This is a genomic window from Stenotrophomonas terrae (genome assembly GCF_039674165.1).
Classification (GTDB): Bacteria; Pseudomonadota; Gammaproteobacteria; order Xanthomonadales; family Xanthomonadaceae; genus Stenotrophomonas; species Stenotrophomonas terrae_A.
In genome coordinates this window covers 1-15131 of sequence record NZ_JBDJMY010000070.1, presented here as the reverse complement: position 1 = coordinate 15131, position 15131 = coordinate 1, and the positions used below count along the sequence as shown (strand labels likewise).

12 protein-coding genes are annotated in these 15131 nt (G+C 63.8%); 2 read left to right on the top strand and 10 right to left on the bottom strand.

From position 1 onward, the window contains the following. Window positions 1–141: 141 nt before the first annotated feature. Window positions 142–912 carry a hypothetical protein gene (locus ABE493_RS18710; RefSeq protein WP_346500784.1) on the bottom strand — a complete coding sequence of 257 codons (771 nt, stop codon included), beginning with the start codon at window positions 910–912 and terminating at the stop codon, window positions 142–144. Between the two features lie 51 nt (window positions 913–963). Further along, the gene (locus ABE493_RS18705; RefSeq protein ID WP_430980819.1) at window positions 964–2028 is read right to left on the bottom strand and encodes a linear amide C-N hydrolase; all 1065 of its coding nucleotides are present in this window, start codon (window positions 2026–2028) and stop codon (window positions 964–966) included. Window positions 2029–2188: 160 nt separating this feature from the next. Here ABE493_RS18705 and ABE493_RS18700 point away from each other — a divergent pair, with 160 nt between their 5' ends. Further along, the gene (locus ABE493_RS18700; protein WP_346500782.1) at window positions 2189–2518 is read left to right on the top strand and encodes a hypothetical protein; all 330 of its coding nucleotides are present in this window, start codon (window positions 2189–2191) and stop codon (window positions 2516–2518) included. 96 nt (window positions 2519–2614) lie between these two features. Here the strand turns inward: ABE493_RS18700 and dcp are convergent, their stop codons facing one another. From dcp to ABE493_RS18660, 8 genes are all read right to left on the bottom strand, one after another. Beyond that, window positions 2615–4774, bottom strand: coding sequence for a peptidyl-dipeptidase Dcp (gene dcp / locus ABE493_RS18695; RefSeq protein WP_346500780.1), 2160 nt, complete (start codon window positions 4772–4774; stop codon window positions 2615–2617). Between the two features lie 113 nt (window positions 4775–4887). Next, window positions 4888–5448, bottom strand: a complete 561-nt coding sequence (locus tag ABE493_RS18690) for a lysophospholipid acyltransferase family protein (RefSeq protein ID WP_346500786.1) — start codon at window positions 5446–5448, stop codon at window positions 4888–4890. 45 nt (window positions 5449–5493) lie between these two features. Then, window positions 5494–5925 carry an alternative ribosome rescue aminoacyl-tRNA hydrolase ArfB gene (arfB, locus tag ABE493_RS18685; RefSeq protein ID WP_346500778.1) on the bottom strand — a complete coding sequence of 144 codons (432 nt, stop codon included), beginning with the start codon at window positions 5923–5925 and terminating at the stop codon, window positions 5494–5496. A gap of 953 nt (window positions 5926–6878) precedes the next feature. Then, window positions 6879–7814, bottom strand: a complete 936-nt coding sequence (locus ABE493_RS18680) for a hypothetical protein (protein ID WP_346500776.1) — start codon at window positions 7812–7814, stop codon at window positions 6879–6881. Further along, window positions 7811–10171, bottom strand: a complete 2361-nt coding sequence (locus ABE493_RS18675) for an LTA synthase family protein (protein ID WP_346500774.1) — start codon at window positions 10169–10171, stop codon at window positions 7811–7813. Before ABE493_RS18675 ends, ABE493_RS18680 begins: the two co-directional genes overlap by 4 nt. Window positions 10172–10185: 14 nt before the next feature. Beyond that, window positions 10186–11463, bottom strand: a complete 1278-nt coding sequence (locus tag ABE493_RS18670) for a YaiO family outer membrane beta-barrel protein (protein WP_346500772.1) — start codon at window positions 11461–11463, stop codon at window positions 10186–10188. Window positions 11464–11480: 17 nt separating this feature from the next. Then, window positions 11481–12998, bottom strand: coding sequence for a glycosyltransferase family 2 protein (locus ABE493_RS18665; protein ID WP_346500770.1), 1518 nt, complete (start codon window positions 12996–12998; stop codon window positions 11481–11483). Next, on the bottom strand, window positions 12995–14056 hold the full coding sequence (locus tag ABE493_RS18660) for a HEAT repeat domain-containing protein (RefSeq protein ID WP_346500768.1): 1062 nt from the start codon (window positions 14054–14056) through the stop codon (window positions 12995–12997). Before ABE493_RS18660 ends, ABE493_RS18665 begins: the two co-directional genes overlap by 4 nt. 302 nt (window positions 14057–14358) lie before the next feature. Between ABE493_RS18660 and ABE493_RS18655 the strand changes: the two genes are divergently transcribed. Further along, a complete protein-coding gene (locus tag ABE493_RS18655) occupies window positions 14359–14880 on the top strand; it encodes a DUF2059 domain-containing protein (protein ID WP_346500766.1) in 522 nt (173 codons plus the stop codon). Window positions 14881–15131 lie beyond the last annotated feature (251 nt).

Sequence of the window (15131 nt, the reverse complement as noted above, 5' to 3'; positions counted from 1 at the left end):
TCCTTCTCCCTTCGGGAGAAGGTGCCCGAAGGGCGGATGAGGGTTGGTGCGGAGCACCTGCGTAGATGATTGCGGAGGTCTTCGCCCCCTACCCTCTCCCCAACCCCTCTCCCGCAGGGAGAGGGGCTTCAGGCTTCGGCCTTATCGCCCTGCGCCGAACTGGTACGTCACGCCCAGCATCGGGCCGGACAGGGATACGTCCAGGCGCTTGCCGTTGTCGCGGTAATCCAGGCTCTGGTGGCGGTAGCCCATCGAGACGAACAGCTGGTCGGTGGCCTGGTAGTTGGCCAACGCCAACAGCTGCCAGGTGGAATCCGAGCCCACACCAAAGCCACCTACGTCTACGTAGGCAATGCTGCTCCAGCGCGGCGTCAGCGCCTGCCGCCAGCGCACGCCGGCAATCGGGTCGACGAACGAGGAATCCGAACGCGCCGATACCAGCCCCGGTACGTTCACCGCGGCGCTGATGTCCCAATAGCGGATACCGGCCAACAGATCTATGCCGGTGCGCTCGGTGGCCATCCACGCGTAACCCGCCGTTGCGGTCACCGAGGTCTGGCGCACTTTCACCTTCGCTGCCAGGCCCATCGGCAGCGGTGTCGAATCCGACGTCGATGCATGGGTGAAATCGGCCTGCAGTACGAAGTCGCCACGGCGCGCGGTGCCGGTGATGAAGGCGGCCGCGTCCAAGCTGTCCATCAACTCGGAAAAGGATTTATCCACATCAGCCATCGGTGCAGCACGGAACGGCCTTACCTGGCCTTCCATGCCGCTCATCCACACGTAGGGCGTGGCCTGGAAACGCCAGCTGTCGTCATTGCTGTTGCCCTGCGCATGCGCAAGCGGAACGCCGCCCATCGCAAGCAACAGCAGCGGCAAGCACGCCCGCTTGAGGTTGAATCGGGTTTTCATTGAAGCTCCGGATGTCGCGTGCCCGGCTTGCCCGGGCACACAGGGTGCGCGTTACACGCCGAGGAAACGGAACGGTTTGGCGTCCTTGAACTGGGCGTTGGCTTCACCGGAGTAAATGGTGCGCTGCTGTGGACCAAGATCCAGCCGCTTCACCTTGCCGCCGTTCTCGCTGAAGTCGATCTTTTTCAGGTCCACCCAGAACACATTGGTGGCCAGCGCCGACTCGAAGTAGTAACGCATGCGCGACTGGTCGGACACTGTGCGCCAGCGGGTGGACGAGATGTTGGGTTGGTCCGGGGTGGTGATGCCATACGGCACCGACACGTTGCGGATAACGCCGAACACGCTGGCCGTGGACTCCACCGGGTCGGCCGATTTTGGGATCGCGTCGATGTAGAACGCAGCACGTGCGAAACGATCCGCCGCGCGGTTGGTGCCCGGCAGCATCACCGTGCCACCGATCTCGCGCCAATAGCTCTCCAGCGCCAGCTGCTGCTCAAAGATCGGCGAGTTGGTCATCACCTTGTACTCGCGGCTGTGGTGAATGACCTGCTTGCCCTTGATGTATTCGATGATGGCGCTGTCGCCACTGGCATCGGACAGCGACAGATGCAGCGTGGCCAGGCGCTGCTCGCCGGGCGCTGCATCGCTGACCAGGGTGAAGGGCTCGGCGCTCAACACCTTTACCGCTTCTTCAACGGTGGCGAAGTTGTCGAGCATGTACTGCGTCCACGCCGAGATGCTCAGGCCGGGCTTGCCGCTGTTGCGCTCGGGGTATTCGGATTCGGCCAGCCATAGCAGGTTGGCGACCAGGCCGGCCTCGTTCATGCCGTCGGTGGTGGCGATGTCATAGGCGCTGGCAATGACGCTGCCGTAGCGCGAGGTCCACTTCAGCGTGTCCGGACCGGTTTCGCCGGTACGCTGCATGCCGCGCGGGAACATCCACAGGTGGGTGCCGGTGTCGATCTTGTAGTCCATCGAGCGGCCGGTGAAGATTTCATTGCCGGCGCCGTGGTAAACAAAGCGGGTGCAGGCGTCGGCTTGCTGCTGCATGCCGGCCATACCGAACAGCACGGTGGCACAGGCGGCAATGATGGATCGCTTGGCTGATTTCATGGAGCGGGCTCCCTTGGCTGGACCAGGTCAGTACTGCAATCGGATTGATCCTAACAGCCATTCATTGACGGGCGGCGACCGGCTTGGCAGTCCTGAAAAACAGCAATCCGGCGACAAGCCACTGCTATGCTCAGCGCATATTCGAACGGAGGAACTGCCCATGCCTCAGATCACACTGCATCACACCGTTGCCGCGCTGCGCCCGTTGCTGGTCGGCGCTTTGTTGACCACTGCCTTGAGCGCTTGCGTGAGCGCGCCGCCGGTTGCCAATACCGATCCCGATTTTGGCCGTTGCAGCGATGCAGGCCTGCAATGGGCGCTAGGCACGGTCAATGACGAACCCACCGTGCGCCGCCTGAAGAAGGAAAGCGGCGCTGGCCTGCTCAACCCCATCGGCCCGAACACGATCGTGTCGCGCGATATCCGCCAGGATCGCCTGCGCGTGTTCGTGGACGCCAACAACGTCATCACCAAGGTGCGTTGCGAGTAACTCCAGCGGGCGCCAACCCGCCCCACAACACGCAGATGCACGAACGGCAGGGTTTCCCCTGCCGTTCGTCGTTTCACACGTTCACGCTAGCCGCGCTTATTTCAGGCCTCGGTTGTGCAGCAGCGGCTCGACGCTCGGGTCCTTGCCTCGGAAATCACGGTAGGCCGTTGCCAGGTCGCGGGTATTGCCGATCGACAGGATCTTGTCGCGGAACACCTGGCCGTTTTCACGGGTAAGGCCGCCGTTCTCCTTGAACCATTCGAACGCGTCGTGGTCGATCATTTCCGCCCAGAAATAGGCGTAATAACCGGCCGAATAACCGCCGCCCCAGATGTGATCGAAGTAGCTGCTGCGGTAACGCGGCGGCACCTGCGCCAGATCCACCTTGTAGCGCTTCAGCGCATCGGCTTCGAACTTGTCCACGTCCTGCAGCGGGGCGTCAGCACCCTGCGTATGCCAGGCCAGGTCCAGCAGCGCCGCCGACAGATACTCGGTGGTCATATAGCCCTGGTTGAAGGTCTTGGCCTTGGCGATCTTGTCCACCAGCTCCTGCGGCATCGCTGCCTTGGTCTGGTAGTGCTTGGCGTAGTTGGCGAATACCTTCGGGTCCGAGGCCCAGTGCTCGTTGAACTGCGACGGGAACTCGACGAAGTCACGCGGCACGCCGGTGCCGGCCACGCTGGGGTACTTGGTGTTGGAGAACATGCCGTGCAGGGCGTGGCCGAACTCGTGGAACATCGTGGTCACGTCGTCCCAGCTCAGCAGCGCGGGCTGGCCGGCGGCAGGCTTGGTGAAGTTGCTGACGTTGTAGACCACCGGCTTGGTGCCGGTCAGGCCGTCCTGTTCGACAAACACGTCCATCCAGGCGCCGCCGGACTTGCTGTCGCGCTTGTAGAAATCGGCGTAGAACAGCGCCAGCGGCTGGCCGTTGGCATCGGTGACTTCAAACACGCGCACGTCCGGGTGATAGACCGGCAGGTCGGTGCGCTCCTTGAAAGTCAGGCCGTAGAGCTGGTTGGCGGCGAAGAAAACGCCGTTCTGCAGCACGTTGTCCAGCTCGAAGTAGGGCTTGATCTGCGACTCGTCCAGGTCGTACTTGGCCTTGCGTACCTGCTCGGCATAGAAATCCCAATCCGACGCGGTGGCCTTGAAGCCGCCCTTCTGCGCGTCAATCACCTTCTGGATTTCAGCCAGCTCACCACGCGCCTTGGCGGTGGCCGCCGGCACGGTATCGGTCAGCAGCTTGAGCGCATGCTCCGGCGTCTGCGCCATCTGGTCGGTCAGGTTGTAGGCGGCGAAGTTGGGGAAGCCGAGCAGCTTGGCCTTGGCCGCGCGCAGCTGGGCCAGACGCTGGATGATCTTGCGGGTGTCGTTGGCATCGCCGTGCTCGGTGCGGGTTTCCGAGGCCTGCAGCACCTTGGCGCGCACGTCGCGGTCCTGCAGCGAGCCGAGCACCGGCTGCTGGGTGGTGTTCTGCAGGCTCAGCACCCACTTGCCATCCAGCTTGCGACCCTTGGCGGCATCTTCAGCGGCGGCGATATCGCCATCGGACAGGCCAGCGAGCTGCGCCTTGTCGTCGATGGTGACCGCACCGGCGGCAGTGGCCGCAACCAGCTTGTTGTGGAAATCGTTGGCGAGGGTGGCTTCCTCGGCGTTGTACTGCTTCAGCGTTTCCTTGTCGGTATCGCTGAGCTGGGCACCGGCCTTGACAAAGCCCTTGTAGGTTTCTTCGACCACGCGCAGCTGCTCGGGGTCCAGACCAGCTTCGGCACGTGCGTCATAGATGCTCTTGATGCGCTCGAACAACTTGGCATCCAAACGGATGGCATCGCTGTGCGCGGCCAGCTTGGGCACCACGTCTTCCTGGATCTTCTGCCGCTCCGGGTTGGTATCGGCCTGCACCACGCTGAAGAACACGCGGCTGACGCGGTCCAGGATGGCGCCGGATTTTTCCATCGGCAGCAAGGTGTTGTCGAAGGTGGCCGGCTGGGTGTTGTCGGTGATCTGCTTGATCTCCGCCAGCTGCTGGCGCATGCCTTCTTCGAAGGCCGGCAGGTAATCGCTGTCCTTGATCTTGTCGAAGGCCGGCGCCTGGAACGGCAGCGAGCTGACAGTCATGAACGGATTGGTGGAGGCATCGGCCGGGTTGGCGGCCGGCGCGGGTGCATTGGCGGTCACGGGGGCAGTGGACTCCTTGCCAGAACAGGCGGCCAGCGCAAGGCTGATGGCGGCGGCCAGAACAACGGTACGCGACATGAAACGGCTCCTTGGGAACGGGCTTCGAACAGCCTTTCACCCTACTCCGATCCAGGCCCGGCGACATGTGCCGATGGTGGCGCCGGCCGGCGCCGGATATGTCGGCTGGGCGCTCAGCTGGAGCTGTGGTTCTTGCCTTGCCATTGCCGGTACCACTGGCGGATGGCGGCCATGTCGGCCACATCATCACCGGTGGTATGGAAGGGTGGGCCAAAGCCAAGCACCCGTTCCGGGTAGTGGAAATAGGCCGGGATGATGGGCACATCGGCCATGCGCGCGATCTTCAGGAAACCGCCCTTCCATTCAGTCACCTGCTTGCGAGTACCTTCCGGCGCCAGCGCATACCAGACCTGCTCGCTGTCGCGGATCATCGCCACCGCCTGGCCCACCGTGCCCTGCGGCGAACTGCGGTCCAGCGGCACCACGCCGAGCCGGCGCAGCAGCACGCTCAGCGGCCACCAGAACAGCTTGTCCTTGCCGAGGATGCGCGCTTCCAAGCCCAGCGCCATCTTCGCCGCCAAGCCCCACAGGCCGTCCCAGTTGGACGAATGCGGCGCGGCAATCACCACCGCCTTGGCCAGGTCCGGGATCGGCCCACGGATATGCCAGCCGCCCAGGCGCAGGACGCTGCGCCCCAACCAACGGCTGAAGGCGGCGTTCTTGCGCTGCGGCATGGCGGCGGGAAGGACCGGAACGGTCGGCGGCGTGTTGCTCAAGCATTACTCCCAATTACGTGTTGAACGGCCGCGCTTGACCTGCGCGCGTTCTTTTTTCTGATCCAGACGGCGCAGCTTGGAGCCGTAGGAAGGCTTGGTCGCGACCCGCGGCTTGGGCACGCTGAGGCTGGCCTGGATGAAGCTGGCCAGCCGCTCACGCGCATCCTGGCGGTTGCGGTCCTGGGTGCGGAAGCGTTGCGCATCGATCACCAGCACGCCTTCGCTGGTTACCCGGCGGTCGCGGCGGGCGAGCAGACGCTCGCGCAGCGGCTCGGGCAGCGACGGCGAGTTGGCGATGTCAAAACGCAGTTCCACCGCGGTGGAGACCTTGTTGACGTTCTGCCCACCGGCGCCGGACGCACGCACGAAGCGTTCGACGATCTCCGTTTCCGGTATCGCCAATCGTTCCGAGATTTCAATCTGCTCCGTAGCCATCGGCGCATTGTACGGGCTGCGGCAGTTTTAGCCCTCTCCTTGGGGCGTAGCGCAGGGAAGGGGCTCAAGCGAAAGCACCCCTCCCCAGCCCTCCCCTTTGCTGCGCAAAAGGGAGGGGGCTCAAGCAGAAACACCCCTCCCCAACCCTCCCCTTTGCTACGCAAAAGGGAGGGGGCAAAGCGGGTGCCGCAGCGGACCCTGCGACTTGCAGCCAATCACCCCCTCCCTTGCGCATGGCGCAGGGGAGGGTTGGGGAGGGGTGCCTTTCGCGGCTCACTTCGAGTGCCTGCGCTGGCTGCAACTGCAGGGTCTTGCGAGCTGGATTCTGCCGAGCGGCTGGAGCTTTAGAAGCACCCCTCCCCAACCCTCCCCTTTGCTACGCAAAAGGGAGGGGGCAAAGCGGGTGCCGCGGCGGACCCTGCGGCTTGCAGCCATTCACCCCCTCCCTTGCGCATGGCGCAGGGGAGGGTTGGGGAGGGGTGCCTTTCGCGTCTCACTTCGAGTGTCTGCGCTGACTGCAACTGCAGGGTCTTGCGGGCTGGGTTCTGCCGAGCGGCTGGAGCTTTAGAAGCACCCCTCCCCAACCCTCCCCTTTGCTACGCAAAAGGGAGGGGGCAAAGCGGGCGCCGCTGCGGACCCTGCGGCTTGCAGCCAATCACCCCCTCCCTTGCGCATAGCGCAGGGGAGGGTTGGGGAGGGGTGCCTTTCGCGGCTCACTTCGAGTGCCTGCGCTGGCTGCAACTGCAGGGTCTTGCGGGCTGGGTTTTGTCGAGCGGCTGGAGCTTTAGAAGCACCCCTCCCCAACCCTCCCCTTTGCTACGCAAAAGGGAGGGGGCTCAAGCAAGAGCACCCCTCTCCAGCCCTCCCCTTTGCTGCGCAAAAGGGAGGGGGCTCAAGCAGAAGCACCCCTCCCCAGCCCTCCCCTTTGCTGCGCAAAAGGGAGGGGGCTTGATTCACTCCCAGTAGCGCCCTGCCCAACGCCGGTAGGCGCGGTAGTGGTGGATCGCAAAGCCATCAAACGAGGGCTCGTTGCGCAGTGCGCGTTCCACCTTGCGTACTTCCTGCTCGAACACCTTCGGCCCTTCCTCATCGAAGGTGACCTTGTTGATGTCATTGGACGAAACTTCCAGGCCGATCACCACCTTCTTGCCAACTTCATTGGCGTAGGCGATCTCACTGGCAGCGTGCGAGAGGATGCTGTCGCGGCCCTCGGCCTTGTCGCGGTAATCCATCAACGCCACGTAATCGTAGATGTTGATGGTGTGCTCGCTGACCGGCCGGTTGCGGCCGTTCCATTCCACTTCGATGCCGTCCAGCCAGAATGGAATTGCCGGGCCCACCGTCAAGGTGGCACCACTTTCCTGCTTGATGCGCATCACCGCCGCGCTCATGTCCAGGAAGCCGATCAGCAGGTCTTCGCGGGTATCGTCTTCCCATTGGTCGAGAATATGCGGCTCGATGTCCAGGTTGGCGCCATCAAAGCGCGCCACTGCCGGCACCGATGCGTTGTACTCCACCACCCGCCGGAACATCGCTTCGGCCTCCTTGCGGTATTCCGGCAGCACGTAGTTCTGCGTGCTCAGGTACCAGGAGCCCAGCAGCGCGTACACCTTCATCCCCTTGCCATGCAGGCGCTCGATGAAGGCGCGGTACAACTGCGGCTGCTCGACGATGAGGTTGCGCTCCTTGTACGCGTCGGCGTACAGGTAGACGGTGTCGATGCGCTGCGACTTCAGGTACGTTACCGCCTCGTCGGCAACCGCCGGGTCTTCGATCATCGCGTAGGACTCGGCTTCCCAGGTCCAGATAGCGCGACTGGCAGCGGCTGCATGCGCCACCGGCAACAGGCACAACGCCGCCAACAGGCCAAGATGGAAACCTCGGGTCATGGCGAACTCTCCACGGTAGCGGCGGCATCTACCTGCAGATGGTAGCGGCCCTGGCCGATGGCCTTGCCCGTGTCCGGATCGGAGGGGAACACCGATACATAGCAGTGACCGCCGCAATCCTGCGGCAGGCGCAGCTTCAGCTGTACCTGCTGGCTGCCACCGGGCGGCAGCTGCATTGCCTGCCCATAGACTTCCTGCAGCTCGCGGCCGTCCTCGCTGGACATCACCGCCAGCGGCACGAACATCCGGCTGGGCTTGGGATCACCGCTGCTGAAAACCGCCGTCAGTTGCACACCATCGGCAACAGCGGCCAGCTCGGCCGACGTCAGCGACAAGCCGTGCGCGACCGGCGCGGTGGTCGCTGCCGCCGCTGCGGCCGGTGCGCTATAGGCCACCAGTTTCGGGGTCAGCCCTTCCGGCGTCAGTGCATTCTTCTTCATGAAGATCGCATTGGCCTGGGTATAGCGCTGCAGGCGCTGCATCGCCCAGGCACGCACGCTGGCGTCGTCGGTTTCGGCCAGGTGCATGCCGTCCTGCAACTCGTACAACTTGCCGTCATGCAGCCACCAGCGTTCGGCCAGGTATTCCGGCGCACTGGTCTTGGTCTGCTTCAGCGGCAGCTGATGGGTGTTGCGGAAGGTTTCGGCCATATCCAGGCCGGTGCCCAGCCACGCCGTCTGCGCAGGACGCTTGAGGCCGTAGGTGTTGGACAGCAGCGCCATCAGCGACGGCGTCACGTCCAACTGCGAGGACACCGCGCGGATGCGCTTGGGCCGCTTGAGCAGCGGCGAGAACACGATAAGCGGCACGTGATAGCGGTCCACATGCTCGCCCATCGGGATCTCCGGCAGGCGGTGGTCGCCGGTCACCACGAAAATGGTATTGGCATACCAGGGCGTCTTTTCCACCGAGGTGAAATAGCGGCGCAGCTGCTCATCGGTGTACATGATGGTGCTGTAGATGTCGGTGCTGGCGCGGTAGCCGGCGCGCTGCGCTTCGGGCACCTGCAGTTGCTGCAGGCGCTGTTCGAACTGCTTGCGATAAACATCCTGGTCGGGGAACTCGTAGCTGGTATGCATCGAGATGGTCTGCATCGCCATCAGGAACGGCGACTGCAGCGTGTTGTTGTCGGCCAGCACGCGCGAGACCAGTTCCTTGTCCGGGTAGCCCCAGGCGCTGAACGGATTGCGCTGGTATCCCTCGCCGAAGTTGTTCATGTCCACCAGCGTCTGCACCTGCTGGCCCTGCATGTAGCCACGCTCGTCATCGAAGTTGGTATCGGTGCCGTTGTAGAAGGCGGTGTTGTAGCCCTGCTGGCGCAGCACGCTGAACAAACCCGGATGCGGCGGCATGCGCTCGCCCAGCGCGGTGAAGCCCTCCTCGGCAAACGGCGCCGAGCCGATCAGGGTCGGCAGTACGCCAAAGGTGCGGCCCTGGTTGGCCAGGAAGTTGTCGAAATACAGGCTGCGCGTGGCCAGCTCATCAAGGAACGGAGTGAAGCTGCCCAGCGGCGCCTGCGGGCCGGAGAACGAGCGGCCCAAGCCTTCCACCACGATCAGCACCACGTTCGGCGGGCGGCCATCGCTGGTGGGCGAGAAGTACGCGCCCAAGGTATCGGGCGTCTGTTCCTGCCGCAGGAACGGGAAATCCGGATCCAGCGCGGGCTCATTGCTGGCCATCGCGCTGGGCGCAGCCGCCACATCGGCCTCGCCCTTGAACCAACGCCACACATCACCACTGAACCAGGCCAGCTTGTTGCAGGCCAGGTCACGCGAGGCGATATCCTTCAAGGCCACCGCACCGGTGGGCAGCGGCAGGATCCAGGCGATGCCAGCGGCGACCAGCAATACCGTGCTCCATACCGGCGAACCTTTCAGCTCGCGCCGCGCCACCCATAGCAGGCCCAACCACAGCACCAGCAATGGCAGGGCCATCGCCAGCACGCCGCGCAGGCCCAGCGGTGCGCCATCGGCCAGGGTGGTGCGGATTTCAGCCACGCTGTAACCAAACAGGTCCGCGCCCAGTGGCACATGCGCTACCTGGAAATACTGGTCCAGCATCACCTGCACGATCAGGAATACCGACCACAGCACGCCCACCGTGATCACGCGCGGCAACGTCCGCTTGATCATCAGCAGGGGCACGCTCAACAGCATCAGCAGCGGCACCGCACGCAGCAGCATCAACACCGCCTGCGCGCCGGCGATGCCAGCAATCGCCCCGCCCTGCAATCCACCGCCGGCAGCGGCAACACCGTTGCTCACCGCCATCGCCACCAGCACCAGCTGCGCCAGCAGCAACACCGGGAATACCGAAGAAAAACGCGCCCAGGCGCCGCCGTCATGCGTGGATGTCATCGTCAACTGCTCCGTTACCAACGCGTATAGATAGAGCCAGACAGGCGCTGCTCGTCAAAACCGCCATCGTCGTCGGCATAGCCGGCACCGAGCTTGAAGCCCCAGTTCGGCGTGACCTGATGCCGCCATGCCACACCGATGGCCGCGTTGCTGTCACGCACGACGCTGCCGAACCGGTCCAGGTCGGTGCTGCGGCCGCTGCTGACGCTGACTTCCAGATAGTCGTCGGCATCGCCCTTGTAGTAATTGCGCAGCAGCACACGGTGGCTCCAGCTGCCCGAGCCAACCCCGGGCACATGCTGCAGCTTGTAGCGGCCATACCAGTTGCCGACATAGCGGCCGACGCCGACGCCGTAGAACTCGGTGTCATCGGAGAAGCGCAGATGATCGACGCTGGCCGACAGTTCCCAGCCATTGCCCACGCCCTGGAACACTTCCACCCGCCAGGTCTGCCGCGGCAGCACGCCACTGGACGGGCCACGCTGGTAACGCAGGTTTGCGTAGGCCCGCGACCACAACGGTACATAGCCATCCAGCGCCCAGGCGGTATCGGCAGTATCGAAGTGATCGGCGCGCAGCAGTTCCAGGCCCAACGAGCCACGCGGGAGATAGCGGCGCAAGGTCAGGTCGTTGTCGTTCCAGCTCTGCCGGTCACCGCTGAAGCGGGTGTGATCCCAACCCACGCTTGCGCCCCAACGGTAACCATCAGCGGCCACTGCATCGGGGTTGGCCATGCGCGGCAGCAGGCTGAGCCGCAGCTCGGCGATCTCTTTTGGATCAGCACCAAGCGTTTGCGCCGTATCAAAGTCGGCACGCGCGGCGGCGAGCTGGCCAAGCGCACGCAGCTCCCGGCCGCGTGCGATGCGCGCCGCCGGATCCTGCGGCGCCAGTTCCACCCAGCGCGAATAGGCATCGGCGGCCTGCTGCGGACGGTCGCTCCAGCGGTACATGTCGCCCAGCGCCGACCACGCATCGGCGTAGGTCGGGCTGTTCTTCGTCACCTGTTGCAGGTCGGCCTCGGCAGCGGCGTATTGGCCGTCCCAGGCATAGGTGCGGCCGCGTGCCAGCAGTACGTCGCCGTTGTCCGGATGCTCGGCCAGCAGCGCGGTATAGCGTGCGATGGTGGCCGCACGGTTGTTTGCATCGGATTGCTCGCGGATCTGCGTCAGCTGCACGGTCAAGGCATCGGGTGCCTCCTGTGCGATCGCCAGCAAGGGCGTGGCCGCCAGCGCCAACATGAGGCAACGCGGGAGCACATGACGGGAAGCGCGGGAGAGGCGGTGCTGGGTCATGGAACAGTTCCTGGAAATCATTGTTGAAGGCTCGATTCGCTGACCACCGGCGAGGCTGCCGCCGGCAGTACATCTTCCTTGTGACTGTGCTGCCAGGAGCCATCTCGACTGATGCGCCCCCAGTTATGCCGCTTGCGCCGCGTGAACAACCAGCTGAGCGTGCCGGAGAAGCGCCAGACCGAGTTCAACTGGCGATAGCCGAAGTTCTCCAGAATCGCGACCACGAACAGCCGCAGCTGCTGCGTTGGCCGCGAGTACAGACCGAAGGACAGTTCCTCCAGCAGCATTGCGTTGACCGACAGCAGAATACCCATGCCAACTGCAGCGGCGAGGAAGATCAGGAACACATCCAGCTGTACCAGCCCGCACAGGGCCAGCACGATCATCGAGACGTAGCCCACCACTTCGATCATCGGCCCGAGAAACTCGAAGAACAGCATGAACGGGAACGCGACCCAACCCGCCGCGCCACCGCGTCGGTTGAACAGCATGCCGATATTGGTCCACAGGCTTTCGGCCAGGCCGCGCTGCCAACGCATACGCTGGTTGCGCAACGACGCCAGATCGGTCGGCGCCTCGGTCCAGCACACCGGATCGGGTACGAATACGATGCGGTAGTCGCGCTTTTCTTCGCGCAGGTTGCGGTGCAGGCGGATCACCAGATCCATGTCCTCGCCGACGGTGTCGGTGCGGTAGCCGCCTATGGCGATCACCCGTTCCTTGTAGAACACGCCGAAGGCGCCGGAGATGATCAGCAGTGCGTTCATCGGCGACCAGCCCATGCGCCCGAACAGGAACGCGCGCAGGTATTCGACCAGCTGGAAGCTGGGCAACCAACGGGTCGGCAAGCCGATTTTGTCGAGCATGCCATCGCGCACGGTGCAGCCATTGAGCACGCGCACCACGCCACCACTGGCGACGACGCGGCTGTCCTCCAGGAACGGCCGCACCACCCGCGACAGGCTTTCCGGCTGCAGGATGCTGTCGGCATCGACCACGCAGAACAAGGGATAGCGCACGCAGTTGATGCCGGCGTTGAGCGCATCGGCCTTGCCACCGTTGGCCTTGTCGACCATGCGCACGCGGGGATGGCTGGCCGAGGCATAGACCCCGTGCACCGGCTCGGTCTGCAGGCGGGTGCGGTAGGCTTCGGGCACGCGTACCAGCCCGAACGCGGCGATCAAGGCATCGCGGGTACCGTCGCTGGAACCATCGTTGACCACCACGATCTCGAACTCGGGGTAGGCGGTTTTCAGCAGCGAACGCACCGAGGACACCACCGAGGTCGCCTCGTTGTAGGCCGGCAGCACGATGCTTACCGGCGGCTGGTATTCGCGCAGCCCGGCCGGCAGATAGTTGGCTCGGTACTCGCGCATGTAGCGCACGATCTGATAGGCCGAGATGTAATTCAGGATCAGGTACGCCAGATTGATGGCGACGAAATAGATCATGAAGAACCATTGCATCGAATCGGCAATGCGCAGCCACGGAATCTGCTGCACATAACTCACCAGCATCTGCCAGTAGCCGTTCATATCGAACTCCTCAAAGCATGCTCGGACAACACGTGCTCGATGATGTCGCGGCCATAGGCATCGCCATGCCGAGATTGCAGTTCACGCAGTGCATCCGCCCCCATTCCCGGCAGGCCCAGCAGGGCCTGCGCGGTGCGATAGCGCACCCACCACACGCTGTCGGACAGCAATGCCTCCAGACGCATGCTGTCGCCATTGCCGCCGATGCGGCCCAACGCGGCAGCAGCGTGCATGCGTACATGCCAACGCGAGGCGGTGAGGAAGCCGATGACCCGTTCGCGATCCTGCGGGTCGGTGATCAGCTGCAGGCACACCGAGATGATGTGGTCATCCACATGGCCGTCGAGCAGTTGCCGCACCACCACCGCCGCACGCTGCGGATCGATGTCGGCCAGGAAACGCACCAGCTTGACCGTGGAATCGGCATTGGCGCGCAGCAAGGCATTGCTGATCTCGTGGGCGGCGCTGCCGTCCACGTTCTCGGCCAGGATCCGCGCAACGCTGCCCGGCACCCAATCCTCGCGTTGCGCGATCATCGGCACGAATGCCGCCATCGCACGCGGCGGATCCACCTGCGCCAGCGCACGCGCCGCACACAGCGAGACGATGGGACTGCGGTCGTCGAGGAACTTCACCAGCTGGTCGTATAGATGCCGATCACGCAGATGGCCCAGCGCGATGATGGTCATGGCGCGGTCGTGGTAGCTGCCACGCAGCATGCGTTGCGCCGCCTCCACCAACCCGACCCGATGGCCGAGCGGGGCCAGCCGTCGTACCGACGCCTCGGGCAGGGTTTCACACAGCGCGTTCCAGGCTTCAATGAAGCCGCTGGCTTCCTCGCGTCGCAGACGCGTCACCGGCACGGTTTCACCGGCAAGCTCGCGCTGCAGAACCTCGGTCCAATACTGCCGGGCGCGCGCGTCACGCTGGTCCCGGCGTTGCGCGCGTACGCGCAGGAACACAATGATCGCCAACAGAACACTAGCCAGCAGCAGCGTGAAAATCGCTACTCCACTGGCTACAACCAGCACTGTCGGTCCCTCGGTCAGACTGTCCATCGCATTTTCCTACTTGTCGCGGGCACGCGGATTGCGAATCCACGTGCTCCCCCCTGGGTGCAGCATCGGCGGGAAGCATAGATAAAAACGTGACTCCAGTCTCTTTTTTTCGCACTTTCTGTAATGATTTTGCCATTCATTTATGCTAGTGAAGGATCGTAAGACCTGGGATTTCATAAAAAACAACCACTTACATAACTGCCCAGGCGCGTCCGGGCCCTTCCAGCAGGCCGCAACAACCGCCTACGGGGCCTGCCGCCGCCCCGGTTATGCTCAATTCCCGCAAACCGCAAGGACGACCCATGCAGCGCCGCCGCTCTCTCTCTTCCCGTTGCGCCCCCCTGTTGATCGCCGCCAGCCTGCTGTTGGCCGGCATCGCCCCGGCCTGGGCCACACCCGCCACCGATGCCGACGTCAATCGCCTGCTGGCAGCATCACGCGCGCAAAGCATGCTCGACGCGATGCTGCCGCAGATGGAGGCTATGCAGGCGCAGCAGTTCGCCCAGATCGCCGAGAAGCAGCCGTTGACCCCGGAGCAGAAAGCGGGCTTGCAGCGCATCCAGCAACGCACATCGCAGACCCTGCGGCAGGCGCTGGCCTGGTCGCAGATGCGGCCGATGTATGTGGACCTGTACAAGCAGTCGTTTTCAAAAGAAGACGTATTGGCGATGGCCGAGTTCTACGAGAGCCCGGCAGGCCAAAGCCTGCTCGACAAGACCCCGGCACTGATGCAGAACCTGATGATCGCCATCCAGCAGAAAATGACGCCGCTGATGGCGGACCTGCAGAAGGATCTGGAAAAGATCAGCAGCGAAACCAAGTAGTGCCGAGCCATGCTCGGCAAAGCATCACCTGTAGTGCCGAGCCATGCTCGGCATGGGCCTTGCCGAGCGAACCCATCCGGTCCCTGTAGGAGCGGCGTAAGCCGCGAAGCAGGCATTGTTGGAATCACCGGCATGCCCGCAATCTGAAGGTCCACCAGCTTCGCGGCTTACGCCGCTCCTACAAATGCTGATGCTGCGCTGAGGTAGTGCCGAGCCATGCTCGGCAAGGGCCTTGCCGAGCGAACCCATCC